The organism is Streptomyces sp. NPDC002144 (genome assembly GCF_053593695.1).
The window spans coordinates 15,035-38,602 of the sequence record NZ_JBSFDB010000003.1 but is presented as its reverse complement, the minus strand read 5'-3'; the positions used below and the strand labels follow the sequence as shown (position 1 = coordinate 38,602).

23 protein-coding genes are annotated in these 23,568 nt (G+C 71.4%); 12 read left to right on the top strand and 11 right to left on the bottom strand.

What is annotated here, in order from left to right:
* Positions 1 to 3: 3 nt before the first annotated feature.
* Positions 4 to 1,050: a zinc-dependent alcohol dehydrogenase family protein gene (locus ACWCQ1_RS05105; protein WP_133048241.1), complete on the top strand. Its 1,047-nt coding sequence runs from the start codon at positions 4 to 6 to the stop codon at positions 1,048 to 1,050.
* Between the two features lie 98 nt (positions 1,051 to 1,148).
* On the opposite strand, the gene ACWCQ1_RS05100 is transcribed toward ACWCQ1_RS05105, so the two are convergent.
* The 3 genes from ACWCQ1_RS05100 to ACWCQ1_RS05090 all read right to left on the bottom strand — a co-directional run bounded on the left by ACWCQ1_RS05100 (position 1,149) and on the right by ACWCQ1_RS05090 (position 5,172).
* Positions 1,149 to 2,159, bottom strand: coding sequence for a CopD family protein (locus ACWCQ1_RS05100; RefSeq protein ID WP_451025886.1), 1,011 nt, complete (start codon positions 2,157 to 2,159; stop codon positions 1,149 to 1,151).
* Between the two features lie 100 nt (positions 2,160 to 2,259).
* Positions 2,260 to 3,573 carry a CoA transferase gene (locus ACWCQ1_RS05095; RefSeq protein WP_451025885.1) on the bottom strand — a complete coding sequence of 438 codons (1,314 nt, stop codon included), beginning with the start codon at positions 3,571 to 3,573 and terminating at the stop codon, positions 2,260 to 2,262.
* A 72-nt stretch (positions 3,574 to 3,645) separates the two neighbouring features.
* Entirely contained in the window at positions 3,646 to 5,172 is a 1,527-nt protein-coding gene (locus ACWCQ1_RS05090) for a S8 family serine peptidase (protein WP_133048244.1), read from the bottom strand.
* A gap of 252 nt (positions 5,173 to 5,424) precedes the next feature.
* Between ACWCQ1_RS05090 and ACWCQ1_RS05085 the strand changes: the two genes are divergently transcribed.
* The 3 genes from ACWCQ1_RS05085 (at position 5,425) to moaA (ending at position 8,574) form a co-directional block, all read left to right on the top strand.
* Complete coding sequence (locus ACWCQ1_RS05085) at positions 5,425 to 5,781, top strand: DUF485 domain-containing protein (protein WP_133048245.1); 357 nt, start codon at positions 5,425 to 5,427, stop codon at positions 5,779 to 5,781.
* Positions 5,778 to 7,403, top strand: coding sequence for a solute symporter family protein (locus ACWCQ1_RS05080; RefSeq protein ID WP_133048246.1), 1,626 nt, complete (start codon positions 5,778 to 5,780; stop codon positions 7,401 to 7,403). Before ACWCQ1_RS05085 ends, ACWCQ1_RS05080 begins: the two co-directional genes overlap by 4 nt.
* A gap of 181 nt (positions 7,404 to 7,584) precedes the next feature.
* The gene (gene moaA / locus ACWCQ1_RS05075) at positions 7,585 to 8,574 is read left to right on the top strand and encodes a GTP 3',8-cyclase MoaA (RefSeq protein WP_356761151.1); all 990 of its coding nucleotides are present in this window, start codon (positions 7,585 to 7,587) and stop codon (positions 8,572 to 8,574) included.
* 7 nt (positions 8,575 to 8,581) lie between these two features.
* Here the strand turns inward: moaA and ACWCQ1_RS05070 are convergent, their stop codons facing one another.
* Positions 8,582 to 8,803, bottom strand: coding sequence for a hypothetical protein (locus ACWCQ1_RS05070; RefSeq protein ID WP_133048247.1), 222 nt, complete (start codon positions 8,801 to 8,803; stop codon positions 8,582 to 8,584).
* Positions 8,804 to 9,016: 213 nt separating this feature from the next.
* Positions 9,017 to 9,415 carry a DUF3099 domain-containing protein gene (locus ACWCQ1_RS05065; protein ID WP_133048248.1) on the bottom strand — a complete coding sequence of 133 codons (399 nt, stop codon included), beginning with the start codon at positions 9,413 to 9,415 and terminating at the stop codon, positions 9,017 to 9,019.
* A gap of 245 nt (positions 9,416 to 9,660) precedes the next feature.
* Between ACWCQ1_RS05065 and ACWCQ1_RS05060 the strand changes: the two genes are divergently transcribed.
* Positions 9,661 to 9,939, top strand: coding sequence for a GlsB/YeaQ/YmgE family stress response membrane protein (locus ACWCQ1_RS05060; protein WP_133048249.1), 279 nt, complete (start codon positions 9,661 to 9,663; stop codon positions 9,937 to 9,939).
* A gap of 66 nt (positions 9,940 to 10,005) precedes the next feature.
* Here ACWCQ1_RS05060 and tyrS read toward each other — a convergent pair whose 3' ends face one another.
* From tyrS to ACWCQ1_RS05045, 3 genes are read right to left on the bottom strand one after another with little or no spacing between them, the layout of a single operon-like run.
* On the bottom strand, positions 10,006 to 11,274 hold the full coding sequence (gene tyrS / locus ACWCQ1_RS05055) for a tyrosine--tRNA ligase (RefSeq protein WP_451025884.1): 1,269 nt from the start codon (positions 11,272 to 11,274) through the stop codon (positions 10,006 to 10,008).
* Positions 11,275 to 11,330: 56 nt separating this feature from the next.
* Positions 11,331 to 12,725, bottom strand: a complete 1,395-nt coding sequence (locus ACWCQ1_RS05050) for a metallopeptidase TldD-related protein (RefSeq protein ID WP_451025883.1) — start codon at positions 12,723 to 12,725, stop codon at positions 11,331 to 11,333.
* The gene (locus ACWCQ1_RS05045; RefSeq protein ID WP_133048252.1) at positions 12,722 to 14,245 is read right to left on the bottom strand and encodes a TldD/PmbA family protein; all 1,524 of its coding nucleotides are present in this window, start codon (positions 14,243 to 14,245) and stop codon (positions 12,722 to 12,724) included. Before ACWCQ1_RS05045 ends, ACWCQ1_RS05050 begins: the two co-directional genes overlap by 4 nt.
* Positions 14,246 to 14,499: 254 nt before the next feature.
* Here ACWCQ1_RS05045 and fabG point away from each other — a divergent pair, with 254 nt between their 5' ends.
* From fabG to ACWCQ1_RS05030, 3 genes are all read left to right on the top strand, one after another.
* On the top strand, positions 14,500 to 15,204 hold the full coding sequence (gene fabG / locus ACWCQ1_RS05040) for a 3-oxoacyl-[acyl-carrier-protein] reductase (protein WP_133048253.1): 705 nt from the start codon (positions 14,500 to 14,502) through the stop codon (positions 15,202 to 15,204).
* Between the two features lie 5 nt (positions 15,205 to 15,209).
* Positions 15,210 to 15,977: an enoyl-ACP reductase FabI gene (fabI, locus tag ACWCQ1_RS05035; RefSeq protein ID WP_133048254.1), complete on the top strand. Its 768-nt coding sequence runs from the start codon at positions 15,210 to 15,212 to the stop codon at positions 15,975 to 15,977.
* A 174-nt stretch (positions 15,978 to 16,151) separates the two neighbouring features.
* Positions 16,152 to 16,493: a hypothetical protein gene (locus tag ACWCQ1_RS05030; protein ID WP_451025882.1), complete on the top strand. Its 342-nt coding sequence runs from the start codon at positions 16,152 to 16,154 to the stop codon at positions 16,491 to 16,493.
* Here ACWCQ1_RS05030 and ACWCQ1_RS05025 read toward each other — a convergent pair.
* Positions 16,474 to 17,163: a FadR/GntR family transcriptional regulator gene (locus ACWCQ1_RS05025; RefSeq protein WP_133048256.1), complete on the bottom strand. Its 690-nt coding sequence runs from the start codon at positions 17,161 to 17,163 to the stop codon at positions 16,474 to 16,476. The genes ACWCQ1_RS05030 and ACWCQ1_RS05025 overlap by 20 nt on opposite strands.
* A gap of 70 nt (positions 17,164 to 17,233) precedes the next feature.
* Between ACWCQ1_RS05025 and ACWCQ1_RS05020 the strand changes: the two genes are divergently transcribed.
* The 4 genes from ACWCQ1_RS05020 to ACWCQ1_RS05005 all read left to right on the top strand — a co-directional run bounded on the left by ACWCQ1_RS05020 (position 17,234) and on the right by ACWCQ1_RS05005 (position 19,712).
* Entirely contained in the window at positions 17,234 to 18,574 is a 1,341-nt protein-coding gene (locus ACWCQ1_RS05020; protein ID WP_451025881.1) for a CynX/NimT family MFS transporter, read from the top strand.
* 48 nt (positions 18,575 to 18,622) lie between these two features.
* Positions 18,623 to 18,739: an SGM_5486 family transporter-associated protein gene (locus ACWCQ1_RS05015; RefSeq protein ID WP_280117473.1), complete on the top strand. Its 117-nt coding sequence runs from the start codon at positions 18,623 to 18,625 to the stop codon at positions 18,737 to 18,739.
* A gap of 174 nt (positions 18,740 to 18,913) precedes the next feature.
* Positions 18,914 to 19,117, top strand: coding sequence for a hypothetical protein (locus tag ACWCQ1_RS05010; protein WP_451025880.1), 204 nt, complete (start codon positions 18,914 to 18,916; stop codon positions 19,115 to 19,117).
* A 76-nt stretch (positions 19,118 to 19,193) separates the two neighbouring features.
* Positions 19,194 to 19,712, top strand: a complete 519-nt coding sequence (locus ACWCQ1_RS05005) for a SixA phosphatase family protein (RefSeq protein ID WP_451025879.1) — start codon at positions 19,194 to 19,196, stop codon at positions 19,710 to 19,712.
* Between the two features lie 74 nt (positions 19,713 to 19,786).
* On the opposite strand, the gene serB is transcribed toward ACWCQ1_RS05005, so the two are convergent.
* Positions 19,787 to 21,013: a phosphoserine phosphatase SerB gene (gene serB / locus ACWCQ1_RS05000; RefSeq protein ID WP_133048260.1), complete on the bottom strand. Its 1,227-nt coding sequence runs from the start codon at positions 21,011 to 21,013 to the stop codon at positions 19,787 to 19,789.
* A 435-nt stretch (positions 21,014 to 21,448) separates the two neighbouring features.
* Positions 21,449 to 23,332 (bottom strand): streptophobe family protein, encoded by a 1,884-nt coding sequence (locus tag ACWCQ1_RS04995; RefSeq protein ID WP_451025878.1) that lies wholly within the window; start codon positions 23,330 to 23,332, stop codon positions 21,449 to 21,451.
* Between the last annotated feature and the right edge of the window lie 236 nt (positions 23,333 to 23,568).

Below are 23,568 nucleotides of genomic sequence, written 5' to 3'. Positions count from 1 at the left end.
GCCATGCGCGCCACCACCATCCACGCCCCCTATGACATGCGCGTGGAGGACGTGCCCGAGCCCGTGGTGCAGCTGCCCACCGACGCGGTGGTGAGGGTGCTGCGGGCCTGCATCTGCGGCAGCGACCTGTGGGCCTACCGCGGCGAGGCGGCCCGTCGGCCGGGCCAGCGCATCGGGCACGAGTTCCTCGGGTTCGTCGAGGAGACCGGCAGCGAGGTCACGGGCGTGCGGCGCGGTGACCTGGTCGTGGCTCCCTTTATGTGGTCCGACGGCGTCTGCGACTACTGCCGTGAGGGCCTGACCACCTCCTGCGAGCACGGCGGCTTCTGGGGTTCCGTCGGGTACGACGGCGGTCAGGGAGAGGCCGTGCGTGTGCCGTTCGCCGACGGCACGCTCGTGCCGCTGCCGAAGGAAGCCGCGTCCGACGAGCACCTGCTGTCCGCGCTGCTGACCCTCTCCGACGTCCTGGGCACCGGCCACCACGCGGCCCTCGGCGCGGGCACCCGCCCGGGCGCCACGGTCGCCGTTGTCGGCGACGGCGCGGTCGGTCTGTGCGCGGTGCTGGCCGCCAAGCGGCTCGGCGCGGAGCGGATCATCGCGCTCGGCCGTCACCAGGTCCGCACGGACATCGCCCGCCGTTTCGGCGCCACCGACGTCGTCGCCGAGCGGGGGGACGCGGCCGTCGAGGCGGTGCGTGAGCTCACCCGCGGTCAGGGGGCGCACGCCGTGGTGGAGGCGGTGGGGACCGAGCAGTCGATGCGCACGGCGATCGAGATCACCCGCGACGGCGGCGCGATCGGATTCGTCGGTGTCCCGCACGGCAGCGGCACCGGCGTCGACCTGGGCGTCATGTTCGACCGGAACATCGCGCTGCGCGGCGGCGTCGCTCCCGTCCGCGCCTACATCCCGGACCTGCTGCCCGACGTCCTGGACGGCACGATCGACCCGTCGCCGGTCTTCGACATGACCGTCGGCATCGAGGGCGTCCCGGACGGCTACAAGGCGATGGACGAGCGCACGGCGCTCAAGGTCCTGGTCACCAACGATTGATCAACTGATTTGGTTGATCAACGGGTCCGGTTGATCAACGGATCAATACAGGCCGGGAGAGCCGTCGACGCATCAAGGTCGCTGCCGGTGAATCAAGGTCAGGACCAGCGGATCGGCAGCGGCAGCGCCGTCAGCAGCGCCGAGACCAGGACCACGACTCCCAGGGCGACGACCTCCGCGCGCGCGGGGGAGCAGGCCGAGAGCGGGTCGGTGGCGCGGCGCAGCCGGATCCGCGCGCACAGGGCCAGCAGCGCGACGGCGCCCACCAGGAGCACCTTGGCCAGCAGGGTGCGCCCGTAGGCCGTCGTCGTCAGCTGGTCCAGGATCGTGTGCGGGGGCATACGGCGCAGCGAACTCCAGACGCCGCTCGCGGTGATGGCGGCGAGCAGGACGGCCGCCACGCGCGCGTAGAGACCGAGCAGCGCGGGGCTCGCCTCGACGGGACCCCACAGCCGCAGGGTGCGCAGGGCGTGCAGCAGACCGCCCACCCACAGGGCCGCGCAGGTCAGATGAACCAGCGTCAGCCCTGAGCCGAGGAGCGGGGCGTGCTCGGTGCCGGGATGCGCCCGCAGGGCCTCGGCCACGATCACCGCGGCCACCGGCCAGAGTTGGGTGGCGGGGCGGCGCGAGCGGGCGCACAGGGCGGCCACGAGGAAGGCGTTGACCTCGAGCAGCGCGAGTTGGCCGTCGCGCGTGGCGTACAGACCGCCGACGTCGATCTGGGCGAGGCTGCGCGGCACCAGATTGCCCGTCGAGACGATCGAGGCCAGCCCCAGGGCCGCTACGAAACCGGCGAGGGCCGCCCAGAGGCTCCAGCTGCGGGGCGCGTCGAACGGGGCGCCGGGCAGCGAGCGGGCCAGACGGTTGATGAACCACTCGCCCACCGGCACGCACAGCGCGGCGAACAGCACCGACCGCAGCAGCGCGACACCGGCGACGGCGGGGGCGGCGGCCTCACCGGTGCCGTGCAGCGCGGCGGTCGGGCCGAGCAGGGGTATCAGGGCCGCGAGGCCCACCAGGACGAGGACGGCGGTGGCCCGGCCGGCGCCGGGGCGCCGTATGGGTCCGCCGGCGTCGGCCGCCTCAGGCGTGGGTCTTGTCAAAGTCACCCGAAGATCTTCACCAGGTGCCGCAGAACCGGGCAAGTCGAGAAAAACAACCGGGGGTACGGCATTCCGCACATGGATACGTATTCGGACGCCCCGTGGCTCAGTCCCAGCGCGCCGAATCCGACCCCCAGAGCGTCGGCGGCCGCGTCCAGTCGACCGGCCCGCCCGTGAAGGACACGGGAGGCAGGGCGTACCGCAGCGGTCCCAGCGCGCTGTTCGTCTCGGCGAGCCAGGGCCCCGGCCCGTCGTACGAGAGTTCCCCCGCCGGACCGGCCGTCACACCGTTCAGGAGCCATTGGGCCGTTCGTGCCAGCGCCAGCCGCACGAACCTGCTGCCTCCCTCGGACGCCTGCTCGGTCAGCGCCCGCAGTACGGCGCCGGCCAGCAGATAGCCGGTCCCGTGGTCGAGGGCCTGTGCGGGCAGCGCGCCCGGCGCCTCCTTCGACCCCTCGATGGCCGCGATGCCGGTCGCGACCTGCACCAGGCTGTCGAAGCCCCGCCGCCCGGCCCAGGGCCCGTACGCACCCCAGGCCGACACCTGGGCGACCACGATCCCCGGCCGCCGCTCGGCCAGTGCCCGGGGCGAGAGCCCGAACCGGTCCAGGGCGCCGGGCCGGTACCCGGTGACCACGACGTCCGCCCCGGCGAGCAGCTCCTCGAAGGCGGCCCGGTCCGCCGCCAGGTCCAGGAGCGCCGAGCGTTTCCCGAACCCCGTGTCGGTGTGCTGGTCGGGCAGTTCGGGCGGATACGGGGGGTCCAGGCGCAGCACGTCCGCGCCGAGCAGGGCGAGGGTGCGGGTCGCGACCGGACCGGCCAGCACCCGCGTCAGGTCCAGCACGCGCACCCCGGCGGCCGGCAGGAGGGGAGTGCCGTCGATCGGCGCGAGCACCCGCGCGCGAGCCTCGTCGAGCCGCTCGTGCTCGACGAGGGGCCGCCGCGCCACCTCGGCACCCTGCTCATGGGCGGCCCACTCCTCGGGCGTGCGCAGGGCCACGGCCAGGCCCCCCGCCGCGTACACGGACTCCTCGACCTCGGCCGAGGTGCGCTCCGCGAGCGCCGCCTCGACGGCGCCCACGTCCTCGGGCACCCCCAGCACACCGAGCAGCCGCGCCCGGTGGTGCGGATAGTTCGCATGCGTCCGCACCCAGCCGTCCGACGTCCGCCAGAACCGTGACAACGGCGCGAAGGTGACCGGCGCCCGTCCGTCGACCAGCAGATGCCGCTCGCTGTGGAACGCGGTGGCGACGGCCCCGTCGTCCACCCGGACCTCGGGCACCCGGTCGAGCCCTGCCCGCAGCGCAGCCAGTCCGGCTGCGGCCGAGGCGCACGACTCGACGCAGGCGCGCGCCAGCTCGCGTGCGGGAAGGCGCCCCTGGAGAGCGCCCTCCCGCACCATTGTCTTGATTACAGTCATGACTGCACTATGCAGTATTGACTCAATCAACATATGGACCGAGGGGATCCGTATGCAAGGATCCCGGCCGGTCTACTTCACCGCGCGCAGGGCGCTCACGATGCCGAAGCCGTAGAAGCCGTTGACGCGCTTGCCGCCCACACAGGTCGCGTCCACCACGCCGTCGCCGTTCCCGTCGTACGGGTCGGTCGGGCAGCCCGGGTTCACCGCCTGGGCCTTCAGCAGCGCCTGCAACTGGGTCGGCGTCGCCCACGGGTGCGTCGACTTCAGCAGCGCGGCCACGGCCGCCACGTGCGGAGTCGCCATCGACGTGCCCTGGAGGTAGCCGTACTGGTTGTTGGGCAGCGTGGACAGGATGCGGCCGTTCTTCGACGGCGTGTCCGGGATCTGGTACTTGTCCCCGCCGGGCGCCGCGACGTCGACGACGCCGTAACCGTAGCTGGAGTAGTACGACTTGGCGCCCTTGACGCCCGTCGCGCTGACCGTGACGACACCCGGCAGCTGGGTCGGCACGTCGAAGCACTCGTGCGGATCGACCGTACGGTTCACCGGCGTCGAGTCGTCCGGGCTGGAGGCGTCGACCAGGGCGTCCGAGTCGAGGTCGTCGTTGGAGTTGCCGGCGGCGGCGACGTTGAGCGTGCCCTTGTGCTGGGCGTACAACTGGGCCCTGTTGACCGCGTCGACGATCGCGCGCTGATCGGGATCGTCCATGCAGTTGTACTGCCACGGATCAACGTAGTAGCTGTTGTTGGTGATCTCGACGCCGTGGTCGGCGGCGAACACGAAGGCGCAGACGACGCTCTCCGGGAAGAACAGCTGGTTCGCGTCGGGCTGGGCCACCGTGATGCCGGCGACCTTCACGCCGGGCGCGACGCCCGCGACACCGATTCCGTTGCGAGCGGCGGCGATCTCGCCGGCCACATGCGTGCCGTGGTAGTGGTCGGCGTCCACCGGCCGCCAGGAGCCGTACGTGGTGTCCGCCTTGCCGCTCACGCAGTTCGCGGACTGTGAGGGCGAGAAGTTCGGCGCTATGTCGGGGTGGGTGTCGTCGACGCCGACGTCGATGACCGCGACGGTCACCTTCTTGCTGCCCGGGTCGATCGCGGACGCCTTGTCGGCGCCGATCGCCCTCAGGTCCCACTGGTCGGCCTCGAGGGGCTCCTCGCCCGCCGTGGCGCCCTTCGCGACCTTCGCCGACTCGGCCTTGGAGAGGTACTGCACCGCGCCCTCGTCCGTCGTCCCCGCCGCCTGCACGGGCGAGGTCCGCGAGGCGCCGGCGGACTGCACGCCGCGTACCTTGCGTATCTTCTTCGCGAAGTCGAGGTCCGTCGAGTGGACGACTATCACACCGATCCTGTCGTACGACACCACGACGGAACCGCCGGCCGCCTTGATCGCCGCCTTGACAGACTTGATCGTGTAAGGGTCCGTCTTCGTGTTGACGAGGTAGGCGTAGGTGTCCGCGGCGGCGGCCTGGGAGGCGGACTCCGCGCGCGGGGCGGCCTGCGCGGCCGCGGGGAGGAAGCCGAGCGAGGCGGTCAGCGACAGCGCGACCGGCACCGCGAGGGCGAGCCGGCGTCTGGAACGCAGATGAGCCATGGGGTCTCCACATCATCCGGATACGAAAACGGCCCGAGACACAGGTGGTGCTCGGGCAGGTACATGACGGGCGGTCCAGGGCGAAAACTATCCTCCGAAGTCCCTGGTCAGCAATGAGTTCCTCAAGGTCGGTTCGGAAAGAGGTCAAGGACGTTGAACCTGTCCTCGCGTGGCGCCGTGACCTTGGACAGGGAAGGCGAGGACACTCGCCCCGACCCCGTCCCGCCCGCATCCGCAACGCGAGGAGACTCCGTGGCCACCGAGACACCGCCCCCCTCGAATACCCAGGCCCAACTCCCCTCCACCGAGGAGTTCGTGACGGTGCAGGAGAGCGCGGAGTTCGGTGAACTGCGCCGCTCCCACCGCTCGTTCGCCTTCCCGCTCACCATCGGCTTCATCGCCTGGTACCTGCTGTACGTCCTGCTGTCGAACTACGCGGACGATTTCATGGGCACCCAGGTGGTCGGCAACATCAACGTGGCCCTCGTCCTGGGCCTCGCCCAGTTCCTGACCACGTTCCTGATCGCCTGGTGGTACTCGCGGCACGCCGCCGCCCAGCTCGACCCCAAGGCCGAGGCCATCAAGACCCGGATGGAGGGCGGCGCATGAGCCCCGCGCAGCACACCCTGCTCGCCGCGGGCGAGGCGAGCCAGCACCGCCCGCTGATCATCACCCTGTTCGCGGTGTTCGTCGCCGCGACCCTCGTCATCACCGTCTGGGCCGGCCGCCAGACCAAGGACGCCGCCGACTTCTACGCCGGCGGACGCCAGTTCACCGGCTTCCAGAACGGCCTCGCCGTCTCCGGCGACTACATGTCCGCCGCGTCCTTCCTCGGCATCGCCGGCGCCATCGCCCTCTTCGGCTACGACGGCTTCCTGTACTCCATCGGCTTCCTGGTCGCCTGGCTGGTCGCCCTGCTCCTGGTCGCCGAACCGCTGCGCAACTCCGGCCGCTACACCATGGGCGACGTCCTCGCCTACCGCATGCGCCAGCGCCCGGTCCGCACGGCGGCCGGTACGTCCACCATCGTCGTCTCGATCTTCTACCTGCTGGCCCAGATGGCGGGCGCGGGCGTCCTGGTCTCCCTGCTGCTCGGCATCACCAGCGACGGCGGCAAGATCGGCATCGTCGCCCTGGTCGGCGTCCTGATGATCGTGTACGTCACCATCGGCGGCATGAAGGGCACCACCTGGGTGCAGATGGTCAAGGCGGTCCTGCTGATCGCGGGCGCGCTGCTGCTGACCTTCCTGGTGCTGCTGAAGTTCCACTTCAACGTCTCCGACCTGCTCGGCTCCGCCGCCGACAACAGCGGCAAGGGCGCCGCCTTCCTGGAGCCCGGCCTGAAGTACGGCGCCACGGGCACCACCAAGCTGGACTTCATCTCCCTCGGCATCGCCCTGGTCCTGGGCACCGCCGGCCTGCCCCACATCCTGATCCGCTTCTACACGGTGCCGACCGCCAAGGCCGCCCGTAAGTCCGTGATCTGGGCGATCGGCCTGATCGGCGCCTTCTACCTGATGACCCTCGCCCTCGGCTTCGGCGCCGCCGCGCTGATCAAGCCCGACGAGATCATCGCCTCCAACAAGGCGGGCAACACGGCCGCACCCCTGCTCGCCCTGCACCTCGGGGGCGTGGACTCCAACTGGGGCGCCATCCTGCTCGCCACCATCTCCGCGGTCGCGTTCGCCACGATCCTCGCGGTCGTCGCGGGCCTGACCCTGGCCTCGTCCTCCTCCTTCGCGCACGACATCTACGCGAACGTCATCAGGAAGGGCCAGGCCACCGAGAAGCAGGAGATCGGCGCGGCCCGCTGGGCGACCGTCGGCATCGGAGCGGTCTCCATCGTCCTGGGCGCCCTCGCCCGCGACCTGAACGTGGCCGGCCTGGTCGCCCTCGCCTTCGCGGTCGCCGCGTCGGCCAACCTCCCGACGATCCTCTACAGCCTCTTCTGGAAGCGATTCACCACCTCCGGAGCCCTGTGGTCGATCTACGGCGGCCTGGTCACCGCGGTCGGCCTGGTGCTGTTCTCGCCGGTCGTCTCGGGCAAGCCGACGTCGATGTTCCCGGACGTCGACTTCCACTGGTTCCCGCTGGAGAACCCCGGCATCATCTCGATCCCGGTCGGCTTCCTCCTCGGCATCCTCGGCACCTACCTCTCCAAGGAGGAGCCGGACGCCGGCAAGTACGCCGAACTGGAGGTCCGGTCCCTCACCGGCACCGGTGCCCACTGAGAACCCCCGCACCACCCCCTCGCGGCGGCCGCGTCGTAGATCCCTACGACGCGGCCGCGCCGCACCTCGTGGGATCGGCCGCTGTCGTTGTCAGTCGTGTCACGTAGGCTCGCAAGTGACAGGAAAAGACCCGACGGCGCTGATCCGCCCGCGCCGAACCGCTACGAGGGAGGGGGCCCACGTGCTCATCGACACCTACGGCCGAGTGGCCACCGACCTGAGGGTCTCGCTGACCGACCGGTGCAACCTCCGCTGTACGTACTGCATGCCCGAGGAGGGCCTGCAGTGGCTGGCCAAGCCAGACCTGCTCACCGACGACGAGATCGTCCGTCTGATCGACATCGCCGTCACCTCACTGGGCATCGAGGAGGTCCGCTTCACCGGCGGCGAGCCCCTGCTGCGTCCCGGCCTGGTCGGCATCGTGGAGCGCGTCGCCCGGCTGGACCCCCGGCCCCAGATGTCCCTCACCACCAACGGCATCGGGCTGAGGCGCACCGCGACGGCCCTGAAGGCGGCCGGTCTGGACCGGGTCAACGTCTCCCTCGACACCCTGCGCCCGGACGTCTTCAAGACCCTCACCCGCCGCAACCGCCACCAGGACGTCCTCGACGGCCTGGAGGCCGCCCGCGAGGCCGGACTGACCCCGGTGAAGGTCAACTCGGTCCTGATGCCCGGCCTGAACGACGACGAGGCCCCGGACCTGCTGGCCTGGGCCGTCGCGCACGACTACGAACTGCGCTTCATCGAGCAGATGCCCCTCGACGCCCAGCACGGATGGAAGCGCGAGGGCATGGTCACGGCGGGCGACATCCTGGCCTCCCTGCGGACCCGCTTCGACCTCACCCCCGAAGGCGCGGACGAGCGCGGCTCGGCCCCCGCCGAGCGCTGGCTGGTCGACGGCGGCCCGCACCGCGTGGGCGTCATCGCCTCCGTCACCCGCCCCTTCTGCGCGGCCTGCGACCGCACCCGCCTCACCGCCGACGGCCAGATACGCACCTGCCTGTTCGCCCGGGAGGAGACCGACCTGCGGGCCGCCCTGCGCGACGGCTCCCCGGACGAGGAGATCGCCCGCATCTGGCGCCTGGCGATGTGGGGCAAGAAGGCGGGCGCCGGCCTGGACGACCCGTCCTTCGTCCAGCCGGACAGGCCGATGTCGGCGATCGGCGGTTGACCGGCGGTCAGGCCCCGGCGGCCGCTTCCCACTCCGAGAGCGGCACGACGTCCTTCAGGAACCCCCGCACCCCTAGGAACTGCGACAGATGCTCCCGGTGCTCCTCACAGGCGAGCCAGGTCTTGCGCCGCTCCGGCGTGTGGATCTTCGGATTGTTCCACGCCAGCACCCACACGGCGTCGACACGGCAGCCCTTGGCGGAGCAGATGGGGGTGGTCTCGTCACTCACAGATTCGTCTCACAACCGCTGCACAAAAGGCGACGCCGAGCAGCCACGGGGGGAGCTGCCCGGCGTCGGTCCGTCGCTCCGACGGGGGATGCGGAGCGCCTACGAAGTATGTCACGGGTAACCCGCCGCCCGGCACTGGAACAACATGATTGATCTGAGCTTTTCTTGAGCTTGGCGCGTAGTCGCCTTCCGCTTGCGACACCTGCGCTCCGCTCAGGCTCGGTCGCGCGGCTCGCTTCGTACGCCCGTCCTGGGCTCCGTCGTGACATCTTCCGGGACGGGTTCCGCGAAACCGTCATTCGTCCGTGACGATGTGATCATCGGACGCATCGGCACGGTCACGAACGTCGTGGGAAGCGACGGCGCGTTCTCCCGCCCCGCGTTCGCGATCACCACCGCGACATAGGGCAGCACCGCTCCCAGGACCAACGCCACGATCGCGACCGGCCGTTCGACGTTCCACAGCGAGGCCGCGAGAATCACCGCCACCGTACGGATCGACATCGAGATCACATACCGCCGCTGCCGGCCGCGTACGTCCTCGTGGAGTCCCGTCCGGGCCCCGGTGATCCGGAACACCTGGCCGTTGCCACCGCCATGCTGCTTCCGCATCACATTCCACCATCCGCCCGCATCGGCCCCGCACCGCCCCGTGCCCGGTCCGACCCCGGTCGGGGTACGAGGTCCGGACCACTCCAACGTTACGCCGCGCCTGCGTCGCCTACGAGACCGGGTCACCTCCCGCCTGGGCGACCGGCATCGGCCGTAGCGCGTACGGCGGCACCCGACATGCGCCGTACGGCGTACGGGCGAAGACTGGCCCCAGTGCTCACCTCGAGCCGTACAAGGAGGCAGTCATGGGCTGGTTGTGGGCGATCATCGTGGGATTCGTGCTGGGCCTGATCGCCAAGGCGATCATCCCCGGCAAACAGCACAGTCCTCTCTGGCTGACCACCATCTGCGGCATGCTCGGCGCGATCGTCGGCAACGCGATCGCACGCGCCGTCGGGGTGGAGTCGACCCCCGGCATCGACTGGAGCCGCCACGCCTTCCAGCTCGTGGCCGCGATCATCATCGTCTTCGTGGTCGACATGCTGTACATGGCGACGCTGGGCAAGCGCAAACAGACGGCCTGACAGAACACGACAGAACAGGGCCGGGCTTCCATGGACCGCCATGGAAGCCCGGCCCCTGTCCGTCGACTAGACGGGCGTGACCTCGACCGCCGCCAGGTTCTTCTTCCCCCGGCGCAGTACCAGCCACCGCCCGTGCAGCAGGTCCTCCTTGGCCGCGGTGGCGTCCTCGGAGGCGACCTTGACGTTGTTCACGTAGGCCCCGCCCTCCTTCACCGTCCGCCGCGCGGCCGACTTGCTGGCCACCAGACCGACCTCGGCGAACAGGTCCACGACCGGGCCGAGCTCGGCGACCTTGATGTGCGGCACCTCGGACAGCGCCGCCGACAGCGTCCGCTCGTCCAGCTCCGCCAGCTCGCCCTGACCGAACAGCGCCTTCGACGCGGCGATCACCGCGGCCGTCTGCTCGGCGCCGTGCACCAGCGTCGTCAGCTCCTCCGCCAGCGCCCGCTGAGCGGCCCGCGCCTGCGGCCGCTCCTCGGTCTGCTTCTCCAGCTCCTCGATCTCCGCACGGGACCGGAAGCTGAAGATGCGCAGGAACTTGGAGACGTCCCGGTCGTCCGCGTTCAGCCAGAACTGGTAGAAGGCGTACGGTGTGGTCATCTCGGCATCCAGCCAGACCGTGCCGGACTCGGTCTTGCCGAACTTGGTGCCGTCGGCCTTGGTGATCAGCGGCGTGCCCAGCGCGTGCACCACGGCCTCGGGCTCGACCTTGTGGATCAGGTCCGTGCCCGAGGTGAGGTTGCCCCACTGGTCGCTGCCGCCGGTCTGCAGCGTGCAGCCGTACCGCCGGTACAGCTCCAGGAAGTCCATGCCCTGCAGGATCTGGTAGCTGAACTCGGTGTAGCTGATGCCCTCCTGGGACTCCAGCCGCCGGGCGACGGCCTCCTTCGCGATCATCTTGTTCACGCGGAAGTGCTTGCCGACGTCCCGCAGGAACTCGATGGCCGACATCCCCTGGGTCCAGTCCAGGTTGTTGACCATGACCGCGGCGTTCGGCCCGTCGAAGTCCAGCAGCGGGGCGATCTGCGCGCGCAGCCGCTCCACCCAGCCCGCGACGACCTCCGGGGAGTTCAGCGTGCGCTCGGCGTTGGGCTTCGGGTCACCGATCAGACCGGTGGCCCCTCCGACCAGGCCCAGCGGACGGTTGCCCGCGTCCTGGATCCGGCGCATCGTCAGGATCTGCACGAGGTTGCCGAGGTGCAGGCTGGGCGCGGTCGGGTCGAAGCCGCAATAGAACGTGACGGGACCGTCCGCGAACGCCTTGCGCAATGCGTCCTCGTCAGTGGAGAGGGCGATCAGCCCGCGCCACTTCAGTTCGTCGACGATGTCCGTCACGGTTCTCGTATCTCCTTGATGATCTTCGGGTGGTCGAGCGGCCACCGGCTACGAGGTTATACGCCCTGACTGACAGAGCTCATATTGAAGTCGGGCACCCGCAGCGCGGGCATCGCAGCCCTAGTGAACCAGTCGCTCCACTCCCGCGGCAGCGTCTTTTCCGTGCGCCCGGCCTCGGTGGCCCGGCCCAGCAGGTCGACCGGGGACTCGTTGAACCGGAAGTTGTTGACCTCGCCGGTCACCTCGCCGTTCTCGACGAGGTAGACGCCGTCCCGGGTCAGGCCGGTGAGCAGCAGGGTGGCCGGGTCGACCTCGCGGATGTACCAGAGGCAGGTCAGCAGCAGCCCGCGCCCGGTGCCGGCCACCATCTCCTCCAGCGAGCGGTCCTCGCCGCCGGTCAGGACGAGGTTCTCGATGGCGGGAGCCACCGGCAGCCCGGTCAGGCCCGCGCTGTGCCGGGTGGTCGTGAGGTGCCGCAGCTCGCCCTCCCGGACCCACTCGGTGGCCGTGAGCGGAAGCCCGTTGTCGAACACCGACTGGTCGCCCCCGGAGGAGTGCGCGATCACGAAGGGCGCCGACTCCAGTCCCGGCTCGTACGGGTCGCTGCGCAGCGTCAGCGGCAGCTCGGTCAGCCGGTCGCCCACGCGCGTGCCGCCGCCCGGCCTGGAGAACACCGTGCGCCCCTCGACCGCGTCCCGGCCGGACGCCGACCACAGCTGGTAGATCAGCAGGTCGGCCACCGCGGTCGGCGGCAGCAGCGTCTCGTACCGCCCGGCCGGCAGCTCGACGCGCCGCTCCGCCCAGCCGAGGCGGACGGCGAGCTCGGCGTCCAGCGCCGCCGGGTCGACGTCCTTGAAGTCCCGCGTCGAGCGGCCCGCCCACGCCGAGCGCGTACGGTCCGGCGACTTGGCGTTCAGCTCCAGGGTGCCCTTGGGCTGGTCGTGACGCAGGCGCAGCCCCGTCGACGTACCGAGGTAGCTCGTCACCAGCTCGTGGTTGGCGAAGCCGTACAGCTCGCGCCCGCCGGCACGCGCGCGTGCGAAGGCCTCGCCCAGCGCGGGTGCGAAGTCGGCGAAGACGGCGGAGGTGGTCTCCGCGGGCGCGTCCGTGAAGTCCGGGGACGCGGGGACGCCCGTCACCAGCGGCTGCGCGTCCTCGGCGGGCCCCGCGCTGCGGGCGGCGGCCTCGGCGGCCCGCACCAGGGGCTCCAGCTCGTCCACGGTCACCGCCGAGCGGGAGACCACACCGGAGGCGGTGCCCTCCTTGCCGTCGACGGTCGCGACGACCGTGAGCGTACGGCCGCGGGTGACGCCGTTGGTGGTGAGCGCGTTGCCCGCCCAGCGCAGGTTGGCGGTGGAGTGCTCGTCGGCGATGACGACACAGCCGTCGGCGGTGGACAGCTCCAGCGCCCGCTCGACGATCTCGTGGGGCTTGTGCGTGCGGGCGCTCATCGACCGGCCTCCTGCGTCGTGTTGAGGATGTTGACGCCCTTGAAGAGCGCGGAGGGGCAGCCGTGCGAGACGGCGGCGACCTGGCCCGGCTGGGCCTTGCCGCAGTTGAAGGCGCCCCCGAGGACGTACGTCTGCGGGCCGCCCACCGCGGCCATGGAACCCCAGAAGTCGGTGGTCGTCGCCTGGTAGGCCACGTCCCGCAGCTGCCCGGTGATCCGCCCGTTCTCGATCCGGAAGAACCGCTGGCCGGTGAACTGGAAGTTGTAGCGCTGCATGTCGATCGACCACGACCGGTCCCCGACGACGTAGATCCCGCGGTCCACGCTGCCGATCAGATCGTCCGTCGACATCCCCGCCGGATCCGGACGCAGCGACACGTTGGCCATGCGCTGCACCGGCACATGGCCGGGGGAGTCCGCGAAGGCGCAGCCGTTCGACCGCTCGAAGCCGGTCAGCCTGGCGATGCGCCGGTCCAGCTGGTAGCCGACGAGCCGGCCGTCCTTCACCAGGTCCCAGGACTGGCCCTCGACGCCCTCGTCGTCGTACCCGATGGTCGCGAGTCCGTGCTCGGCGGTGCGGTCGCCGGTGACGTTCATCAGCTCGGAGCCGTACCTCAGCTTGCCGAGCTGGTCGAAGGTGGCGAAGGAGGTGCCGGCGTAGGCCGCCTCGTAGCCGAGCGCGCGGTCCAGCTCGGTGGCGTGGCCGATGGACTCGTGGATGGTCAGCCACAGGTTGGACGGGTCGACGACGAGGTCGTACAGACCCGCCTCGACGCTCGGCGCCCGCATCTTCTCGGCGAGCAGCTCCGGGATCTGCTCCAGCTCGCCCTCCCAGTCCCAGCCGGTGCCCGTGAGGTACTCCCAGCCGCGTCCGACCGGCGGCGCGATCGTCCGCATCGAGTCGAACTCGCCGCTGGACTCGTCGACCGAGACGGCCGTCAGCGACGGATGCAGCCGCACCCGCTGCTGGGTGGTCACGGTCCCCGCGGTGTCGGCGTAGAACTTGTTCTCGTGCACCGTCAGCAGCGAGGCGTCGACATGGTTGACGCCGTTCGCCGCCAGCAGCCGCGAACTCCAGTCGGCCAGCAGCGCCGCCTTCTCCTCGTCCGGCACGGTGAACGGGTCGATCTCGTACGACGAGATCCACGTCCGGTCGTCGTGCACGGGCTCGTCCGCCAGCTCGACGCGCTCGTCCGAGCCGGCCGCCCTGATCACCTGGGCGGACAGCTTGGCCATCGCCACCGCCTGCGAGGCGACCTTGGCCGCCGCGTCGAGCGTCAGATCAACGCCGGACGCGAAGCCCCAGGTGCCCCCGTGCACGACCCGCACCGCGTACCCGAGGTCGGTGGTGTCCGACGAACCGGCGAGCTTGGCGTCCCGCAGTCGCCAGGAGGCGCTGCGCACCCGCTCGAACCGGAAGTCGGCGTGCTCGGCGCCCAGCGCACGCGCGCGTGCCAGCGCCGCGTCGGCGAGGGCGCGCAGGGGTAGGGCCGTGAAGGCTTCGTCGATGGTATGAGGCACCGAGGTCTCTCCTTGACTGTCGTGACCTGACCGGACCGGCGGTTGCCCCGATCATGTCGCGCCGGCGGGCCCGCCGACCACAGGTTTCGGGCCGCTGTCGGGACGATTCTGTAGAGACCCGACAGTGAGTCCCGTACGCCACTGTCGGTGCCCGAATGTCCTCAGGCGCGACCGGACCGATAGGTTTTCGACTGAAGCCGCCTGTCACCAGGTGTTGGGCGGGTGTGTCAGACCCCTATCGAAAGGGTGATCCGTTGAGCCGCTCGGTTCTCGTCACCGGAGGCAACCGGGGCATCGGCCTCGCCATCGCCCGCGCGTTCGCCGACGCCGGCGACAAGGTCGCGATCACATACCGCTCCGGGGAGCCGCCGGCCGGCTTCCTGGCCGTCAAGTGCGACATCACCGACACCGAGCAGGTGGAGCAGGCCTACAAGGAGATCGAGGCCCAGCACGGTCCGGTCGAGGTCCTCATCGCCAACGCCGGCGTCACCAAGGACCAGCTCCTGATGCGTATGTCCGAGGAGGACTTCACGTCCGTCCTCGACACCAACCTCACCGGCACCTTCCGCGTGGTCAAGCGCGCCAACCGCGGCATGCTGCGCGCCAAGAAGGGCCGGGTCGTCCTCATCTCGTCGGTCGTCGGGCTCCTCGGCTCGGCCGGCCAGGCCAACTACGCCGCCTCCAAGGCCGCCCTGGTCGGCTTCGCGCGTTCCCTCGCCCGTGAGCTGGGCTCGCGCAACATCACCTTCAACGTCGTCGCGCCCGGTTTCGTCGACACCGACATGACCAAGGTGCTCACCGACGAGCAGCGCGCGGGCATCGTGGCCCAGGTGCCGCTCGGCCGCTACGCGCAGCCCGAGGAGGTCGCCGCGACGGTGCGGTTCCTCGCCTCGGACGACGCCTCGTACATCACTGGAGCCGTCATCCCCGTTGACGGCGGACTGGGAATGGGTCACTGAACACCATGAGCGGAATTCTCGAGGGCAAGCGCGTCCTGATCACCGGTGTGCTGATGGAGTCCTCCATCGCCTTCCACACCGCCAAGCTGGCCCAGGAGCAGGGCGCCGAGATCATCCTGACCGCGTTCCCGCGGCCCACGCTGACCGAGCGCATCGCCAAGAAGCTCCCCAAGCCCACCAAGGTCATCGAGCTCGACGTCACCAACGACGAGCACCTGGCCCGGCTGGCCGACCTGGTCGGCGAGGAGCTCGGCGGGCTCGACGGCGTCGTGCACTCCATCGGCTTCGCACCGCAGGACGCGCTCGGCGGCAACTTCCTGAACACGCCGTTCGAGTCGGTGGCCACGGCCATGCACGTCTCGGCGTACTCCCTGAAGTCGCTGACCATGGCCTGCCTGCCGCTGATGCAGAACGGCGGCTCCGTCGTCGGCCTCACCTTCGACGCGTCCTTCGCCTGGCCGCAGTACGACTGGATGGGCCCGGCCAAGGCCGCCCTGGAGGCCACCAGCCGCTACCTCGCACGCGACCTCGGCAAGCAGAACATCCGCTGCAACCTGATCTCCGCGGGCCCGATCGGCTCCATGGCCGCCAAGTCCATCCCGGGCTTCGGCGAGCTGGCCTCCGTCTGGGACAGCCGCTCCCCGCTGGAGTGGGACCTCAAGGACCCGGAGCCGGCCGGCAAGGGCGTCGTCGCCCTGCTGAGCGACTGGTTCCCGAAGACCACGGGCGAGATCGTCCACGTGGACGGCGGTCTGCACGCCATCGGCGCCTGACGCCGTCGCCTGGCCGAGCCGGGAGGACAAGGGCCCGCGTCCTACGGGACGCGGGCCCTCGCGTATCACTCGTCCGGGCTAGCCGGCCGGGCGGACCGGGCGGGCGACCGCGCACCCTGGATGAAGCGTTCACCACACGCTCCCCCTCCCGAGCACGGCCGAGGAGGTCCCCTTGTGCGCCTGTCCCGCAGCCTGGCCTCAGCGACCGCAGCCGTCGTACTCGTCCTGTGCCTGCCCTACGAGGCGGTGCCCCACGCGCGCGTGACGCGCCCGGCCCCGGCGCAGCCCTTCGGCGCCGAGTGCCGTACCAAGGTCACCGGGTCCCATGTGACCTCGTACTGCCACAACCCCTATCCGCAGACCGACGGCGTCAGCCTGCACGTGGAGTGCGAGCGGTGGTGGGACCTCGACACCGACAGCGCCACCGTCGACGCCGGGCCCGCCATGACCGTACGGCTCACCGGGCGCTGCTGGGAGGAGGTCCGCTCGGCGTGGATCACCCACCAGAGGCGGTGAACCGCCCCGGACGGCACAGGAACGGATAGCTGGCGGCCGCCGCGCCGGCCGCGTCCGCGTCACCCGCGCGGATAGCGTCGACCAGCCGCGTGTGCTCCATGTACGACTCCGGGGTCAGCGCGCCGCCCACGTCCTCCCGCAGCCAGTCCCGCAGCACCTCGCCCAGATCGGCGTACATCGCGGTCATGACGTCGTTGTGGGAGGCGGAGACCACCGCGAGGTGGAAGGTGGCGTCGGCCGTCACGAACGCCTCCGCGTCGCCCGACTCCCAGGCCTCCTCGCGGCGCACCAGCAGCGCGTCGAGCTGCTTGAGGTCCTTCTCCGTGCGCCGCTCGGCCGCCAGGCTCGCCGCGGCCGACTCCAGCGTGGAGCGCAGCTCGGCGATGTGACCGGGGTCGGCGTCGGCGAAGCGGCGGTGCATCACACCGGCCAGCTCGCTGGTCGCCGCCACATAGGTGCCCGAGCCCTGGCGGATGTCCAGCAGGCCGTTGTGCGCGAGCGCGCGGACGGCCTCGCGGACGGTGTTGCGGGCCACCCCGAGCTGCTCGACCAGCTCCGGCTCGGTAGGGATGCGGGAGCCCACCGGCCACTCGCCCGAGGTGATCTGGTTGCGCAGCGCGGCGATGACCTGCTCGGACAGGGCGGAACGGCGGGGATGACTCAGGGGCATGGCACACCTTCGCACGAGGTGGCCGGGTGCGGCCGACCAACGGATGGACAGCGGGTCATCCTATGATTCTATGATAGGTGGCATGCAGAGCGAGGAAACAACGACGATGACGTCCGAAACCGCGCGCAGGTCGGTCGGCCACGACCCCGGGCGGCCCGCCACGCGCGCGTGGACGATGCGGGTGCTGGTCATCGGCATCGTCCTCTCGGCGCTCAACCTCCGCCCCGCCATCACCAGCCTCGGCGCGCTCCTGGAAGAGGTCCGCGACGGGCTCGGCATGAGCGGCAGCCTGGCCGGACTCCTCACCTCCGTGCCCCCGCTCTGCTTCGCCGTCTTCGGCGTCACCGCCCCACGCCTCGCCCGCCGGTTCGGCCCGGGCGCGGTCGTCTGCGCGGGCATGGTGGCCATCACCGCGGGTCTGCTGATCCGGCCGTACGCGGGCGGCACGGCGGGCTTCCTGGCCGCCAGCGCGCTCGCCCTCATGGGCATCGCCGTCAGCAACGTCCTGATGCCGGTCATCGTCAAGCGCTGGTTCCCGGACCGTGTCGGCGCCATGACCGGCCTGTACTCCATGGCCCTCGCCGCGGGCACCTCGGTCGCGGCGGCGGTGACGGTGCCCATGACGGACGCCCTGGGAGGCAGCTGGCAGACCGGGCTCGCCGTGTGGGCGGGGCTCGCGGCGACGGCCGTACTGCCGTGGATCCCGTTCGTACGGGACCGGGGCGCGCGGCCCGCCGACCCGGCACGCCGGCACGCGCGCGTGGAGGCGCCCGCCCCGGGCCGGACCTCCACCGACGTCCACGCACGTGTGGAGGCCCCCGCGCTGCGGATCACCCGCAGCCGTACCGCCTGGGCGCTGGCCGTCTTCTTCGGGCTGCAGGCCACCGCCGCCTACATCACGATGGGCTGGATGGCGCAGATCTTCCGGGACGCCGGGGTGCCCGCGAGCACGGCCGGACTGCTGCTCGCCGTCACGATGGTGATGGGCGTGCCGCTGGCCTTCGTCATCCCGCGCGTGGCCACCAGGCTGCCCCACCAGGGCCCGATCGTGCTGGCTCTGGGCGCCTGCGGCCTTGTCGGCTACGCGGGCCTGTACCTCGCGCCCTCCGGCGGCGCCTGGGCCTGGGCCGTGCTGCTCGGCGTCTCCAACTGCGCCTTCCCGCTCGCCCTGACGATGGTCGGCATGCGGGCGCGGACCGGTGCCGGTGTCGCCCAGCTGTCGGCCTTCGCGCAGAGCACCGGCTACCTCATCTCCATCCCCGGCCCCCTGCTGGTCGGCGTGCTCTACCAGCACAGCGGCGGCTGGGGGCTGCCGATCGCCCTCATGGCGGCACTGATGGTCCCGCAGATGGTGGTCGGCGTCCTGGCGGGCCGCGACCGCACGGTGGAGGACGAGGCCGCCGCCCGCTGAGCTCACCCCGGCGGATCCGGCGCGGACGGGGGGTGCGAGACTGGCCGTATGCCAGTGCTCGAGCCGAACCCCCAGAACGGCCAGAAGAAGATGCTGATCGTCTTCGGCTCGTTCTTCGCCATCTTCGTGGTCATCGCCATCGTCGCGACGATCGTCTCGCCGTGATCTTCGCCCCCTTCGATGGTGGGGCTAGCCCCACCATCCCCTAGGGGGTCGGTGTCAGGGTCAAGTGGGTGGATCTCCGGATGGGTTGAGGGGTCCCGAGTCCGTACCTTCGAAGTGTGGCCGCGGACGGCGGCCACCGACCGCTCGAAGACCACGGCTACCACGGAGGCACCCATGTCGGCCCCTACGCACACCCGGCCCCTCCCGGCGAGCACGGGCGGCATCGACATCCGGCTGCCCTGGTGGGCCCTCGCCCTGCCCGCGCTCGCCTTCGTCGTCCTCCTGGCGCTCATGCTGAACCCCAGCGACGCGCAGGCGGCCGGCGACCCGGTGATCACCCACCTCTTCGAGCGGGTGCAGCAGCTCATGGCCCGCTGAGCGCCCACCGAGCACCCGTCGAGCCGCCGGTCAACTACCTGCGCCCCATGGCCTGTTTCGTGCGAAGCTGGGTGTCATGAGCGTCGCTGAACTCCGCAGGATCGTCCTCTTCCGCCATGCGAAAGCCGACTGGCCACAGGTGACCGACCATGAGCGCCCCCTCGCCGAGCGGGGCCGACTGGACGCCGCGGCAGCCGGACGCAGGCTGGCCGACACCGGCATCCCCTTCGATCTGGCCCTCTGCTCCACCGCGACCCGCACCCGGGAGACCTGGAAGCTCGCGGTCCACGAGTTCCCGCAGCGGCCGAAAACCGTCTACGAGGAGCGGATCTACGAGGCCTCGCCCGGTGAGCTGATCGCCCTGCTGAACGAGACCCCGGACGACGCGCAGAACGTCATCCTGATCGGCCACAACCCGGGTGTGCACGGCCTCGCCGACATCCTGGCCGGCTCGGGCGAGGGCGATGCCCGCGAGCGGATGGAACGCCGCGGCTTCCCGGCCGCCGGTTTCGCCGTCCTGTCCTTCGACGGCTCCTGGAAGGCCCTGGAGCCCGCCGCGGCCACCCTCGTCGACTACTGGGGGCCGACCGAGTAGCAGCCCGCCGTACCAAGGCCGCGGGGCCCGGCACCGCAGCGGTGCCGGGCCCCACGGCCGTTCTCGCCCGGGGATCAGTGGTCGTCGTGCGTGTCCGCCGCCTCGACCTCTTCGCGGGTGACGCCCAGCAGATACAGGACCGTGTCCAGGAACGGCACGTTCACCGCGGTGTGCGCCGCCTCCCGAACGACCGGCTTCGCGTTGAAGGCGACACCGAGACCGGCCGCGTTGAGCATGTCCAGGTCGTTGGCGCCGTCGCCGATCGCCACTGTCTGGGCGAGCGGTACGCCCGCCTCGGCGGCGAAGCGGCGCAGCAGCCGCGCCTTGCCCGCGCGGTCCACGATCTCCCCGGTGACCTTGCCGGTCAGCTTCCCGTCGACGATCTCCAGGGTGTTGGCCTGGGCGAAGTCCAGCCCCAGCCGCTCCTTGAGATCATCCGTGACCTGGGTGAACCCGCCGGAGACGACACCGACTTGGTAGCCGAGGCGCTTCAGCGTACGGATCAGCGTGCGCGCGCCCGGCGTCAGCCGCACCTCGCTGCGCACCTTGTCCACCACGGAGACGTCCAGGCCCTCCAGCAGCGCCACGCGCGCGTGCAGCGACTGCTCGAAGTCCAGCTCCCCGCGCATCGCCGCTGCCGTGACCTCGGCGACCTTGTCCTCGCAGCCCGCGTGCGCGGCGAACAGCTCGATGACCTCGTCCTGGATGAGCGTGGAGTCGACGTCCATGACGACGAGCCGCTGGGCCCGCCGGTGCAGTCCCGCGGCGACCACCGCGACATCGACACCCAGTGCCGCCGCGTCCGTCACCAGGGCGGTGCGCAGGGGCTCGGTCTCCACACCGGAGACCGCGAACTCGACCGCGGTCACCGGGTACTTGGCGAGCCGGAAGATACGGTCGATGTTGCCGCCGGTCTGGGCGATATTCGCCGCGATGCGGGCGGTGGCCGCCGCGGTGAGCGGATGGCCGAGCACGGTGACCAGGGAGCGGCCGAGGCCGCGCGGCCGGTTGTCTCCGCGACCGGAGATGATCTCCGCCTGCATCTTCATCGACTCCGCCCAGCTGTGGACGGTGGCGCGGAGATCGCCCTCGAGCGTGGCCGCCGGATGGGTCACGAGCGCGCACAGCGTGAGCCGGCCACGGGTGACGACCTGCTCGATGTCGACCACGTCGACGGAGTAGGCGGCGAGGGTGTCGAAGAGGCCGGCCGTGATGCCCGGCCGGTCCTTGCCGAAGATCTTGACGAGGAGGGTCGGGGCGTCGGCCGGAACGTCGGAGGTCGGGATCTGCGAAGCGCTCATGGTCTTCCCACCGTATCCGGCACCCAGTGCCGCCCGCCGCCGCGGTCCGCCTAGCGGACACGGAACAGTGGGTGTCGACGGGGTGGCGGGCACATGACGGGTGGACCACGACGACCCCCCTCCGGCGGGCACGGAATCCCGCCCCGCGCGTGGGTGGCCGCTCCGCGCGCAGGATGCCGCTCCGCGCCCGGGGGACGGTCCTGCGCCCGGGTTGCCGTTCCGTGCCCGGGGGACGGTCCTGCGCCTGCGGGTCCCGCCTTGCGCTGGTGGGCCTCCCTGCGCCTGCGGGTCCCGCCCTGCGCTGGTGGGCCTCCCTGCGCCCGTGGGACCCGCCCCGCGCCAGTGGGCCTCCCTGCGCCCGGAGAACCGTCCTGCGGCAGGTGACTCATCCTGCGCCTGGAGAACCTCCCTGCGCCCGCGGACCCCCGGCCTCGCTCAGTGACCCCCCTTGGGGCGGCCGGGTGGGGGAGGAGGTGGTGGCGGTGGGGGTGGCTGGCGGCGCCCGCCCTCCGGGGAGCGGCCGGTCCCTGGCCGCCGTGGCGGGGGGCCGTCGTAGGGCCGGGCCACGGTCGGCGCGCCGTACACGTCCCTGTGCCCCGTGCCGGGCGGTGGTGCCTCGCCCGTCCCCTGCTCCTCGCCGGGGCCGGGACGCTCGTCCTCCGGCTCCCGCAGTTCCTCCGGCAGCTGCAGGTACGGATTGGTGGCGGGGTTCGGCGGCCGGTACGACGAACCGGGCCGGTACGGCCCCGGCACCCCCGTACCCGGCTCGCGCACCGGCATCGGGGGCGGCTGCGGCTCACGCGCGTGCCGGGGGTACTCGGCGGTCCCGACCGGCGTGCCCGTCCCCACGGCCCCCGTGCCCAGGCCGGCCCCCGCAGCCCCCGCACCCAAGGCCCCCACCGCCAGCGGCGCCGCCCGTCGTCCCGCCGCCCCGGTGACCCACGCCAGCAGCGCCCCGGCCGCCCCCGCACCCGCGCCCCACAGGGCGCCGAGCAGCAGCGCCATACCGAGGTTCCCGTGCAACTGGATCCCGGCGCCGAACGCGTCGAACCCCAGCACCGACAGCGAGGCGTTCACCGACACCTCCGTCAGCCACGCGAGCAACGGCAGCGTCAGCGCGGTCAGCACGCCGAGCCGCACCGCACACCGCCCCGCGAAGGCGAGCGCACCCGGACCACGCACACCTCGGGAGTCCGTACCGCGCGCGGCGACCGGGGTCCGTACCGCCGCCAGCACCCCCGCCAGCAGCATCATCACGGCCGCCGCCACCCCGAGCAGCCACACCCGTCCGTCCAGGTCGGCCAGGCGGCTCAGGGTCACCGACTGGTCGGTCTTCGCGGTGAGGAGCTTGTCCAGCGGGTCGGGGAGGAACTTGGTGAGCACGCCGGTCGCCCTGCCGTCGAAGGGGACGAACAGACCGATCGGGATGCCGAGCCAGGTGCCGTTGGGCGCGCCCAGCAGCGCCGCTCCGAAGATCCGCTTGGGATGGGCGTCGCCGATCGCCGCGTACACCGCCGCCGCGCACCCCGCCGCCACGGCCAGCAGCAGCACCGTGACGAGCGCGGAAGCGGCCGGCCGGACCACCCGGTGCACGGCCTCCCAGCCGGGCGGCAGGGGAGTGCGGCGCGAGGCCAGCAGGGCGATCAGCAGGATGCCCGCCGACCAGCCGAGCCCGCCCAGCACGGTGGGCGCCGTGTCGACCGAGAAGCCGACCGCCGCCTTGGCGTGGATGAGGTTGCCGATGTTGTCGGGCAGCAGCCCGCCGATGTTCCCGACGTCCCCGAGGCCCGGGATGTTCACACCGCCGCCCCCGCCACCGGTGCCCGGCAGCTTGTCCAGCCCGAGCGAGCCGCCGTCGATGGTGATGACGTCGTGCCCCGCCCACACCAGCCCGCCCAGTGTCGCGACGAACAGCACCACCACCGCGCCCGCGCGTGCGAGGAGTTCGGCCGGCGCGATCACAACTCCCGCGGAGCGCAGGGACCGTAGGAAGACCCAGGACAGCAGCAGCGCCCCCACCAGGCTGACGCCCAGTGGCGTGATCGTGACGGCCGTATGGGCTTCCGCGCCCCTTAGACCGAACGCGGACACGTCGCCGGACGGCGATATCGAACCACCCGCCCCAAGGGCCACCACGGCAGCGGTCATCGGGCCCAGCGAACCCGTCGAGTCCGCCCCCAGAAGATGCAGGCCGAGGGCCGCCGTGCCCGCCATCCCGATCAACGCCCAGCTCACGGAGGCGATCGCGGACAGCAGGACGTCGCCCCACGGCACCCTTGTGCCGCTGCGGACGGACTCGACACTCGACGACGCGCTCATGGCAGACCCCCCGATCCGCGGCGCGACCGAGTGGCCGCGCGTGCCCCCTCGCGTGATTTACCACTCTCCGGGTCGGTTTCAACCCCGTCAACGGAACCGGCGGATGCGTATGAGCGTGGTGTTCACAAGGTCCGACTTTCGGTCAGAGGGGCGGGCCTGAAATAGTTCCCGACGATGTTCGACATCCCTAGACTCCCTGTGATGGGGGTAACTCGGGGGACTACTCAGTGGGGCTT

Coding starts and splice junctions, on each gene's coding strand:
- fabI (WP_133048254.1), top strand. CDS start 15,210: ATGAGCGGAATTCTCGAGGGCAAGCGCGTCCTGATCACCGGTGTGCTG.
- ACWCQ1_RS05050 (WP_451025883.1), bottom strand. CDS start 12,725: ATGAGCGCCCGCACGCACAAGCCCCACGAGATCGTCGAGCGGGCGCTG.
- ACWCQ1_RS05025 (WP_133048256.1), bottom strand. CDS start 17,163: ATGCCCCTGAGTCATCCCCGCCGTTCCGCCCTGTCCGAGCAGGTCATC.
- ACWCQ1_RS05015 (WP_280117473.1), top strand. CDS start 18,623: ATGCCAGTGCTCGAGCCGAACCCCCAGAACGGCCAGAAGAAGATGCTG.
- ACWCQ1_RS05020 (WP_451025881.1), top strand. CDS start 17,234: ATGATAGGTGGCATGCAGAGCGAGGAAACAACGACGATGACGTCCGAA.
- ACWCQ1_RS05080 (WP_133048246.1), top strand. CDS start 5,778: ATGAGCCCCGCGCAGCACACCCTGCTCGCCGCGGGCGAGGCGAGCCAG.
- ACWCQ1_RS05010 (WP_451025880.1), top strand. CDS start 18,914: ATGTCGGCCCCTACGCACACCCGGCCCCTCCCGGCGAGCACGGGCGGC.
- ACWCQ1_RS05065 (WP_133048248.1), bottom strand. CDS start 9,415: ATGCGGAAGCAGCATGGCGGTGGCAACGGCCAGGTGTTCCGGATCACC.
- ACWCQ1_RS05090 (WP_133048244.1), bottom strand. CDS start 5,172: ATGGCTCATCTGCGTTCCAGACGCCGGCTCGCCCTCGCGGTGCCGGTC.
- ACWCQ1_RS05005 (WP_451025879.1), top strand. CDS start 19,194: ATGAGCGTCGCTGAACTCCGCAGGATCGTCCTCTTCCGCCATGCGAAA.
- ACWCQ1_RS04995 (WP_451025878.1), bottom strand. CDS start 23,332: ATGAGCGCGTCGTCGAGTGTCGAGTCCGTCCGCAGCGGCACAAGGGTG.
- ACWCQ1_RS05095 (WP_451025885.1), bottom strand. CDS start 3,573: ATGACTGTAATCAAGACAATGGTGCGGGAGGGCGCTCTCCAGGGGCGC.
- serB (WP_133048260.1), bottom strand. CDS start 21,013: ATGAGCGCTTCGCAGATCCCGACCTCCGACGTTCCGGCCGACGCCCCG.
- ACWCQ1_RS05060 (WP_133048249.1), top strand. CDS start 9,661: ATGGGCTGGTTGTGGGCGATCATCGTGGGATTCGTGCTGGGCCTGATC.
- ACWCQ1_RS05105 (WP_133048241.1), top strand. CDS start 4: ATGCGCGCCACCACCATCCACGCCCCCTATGACATGCGCGTGGAGGAC.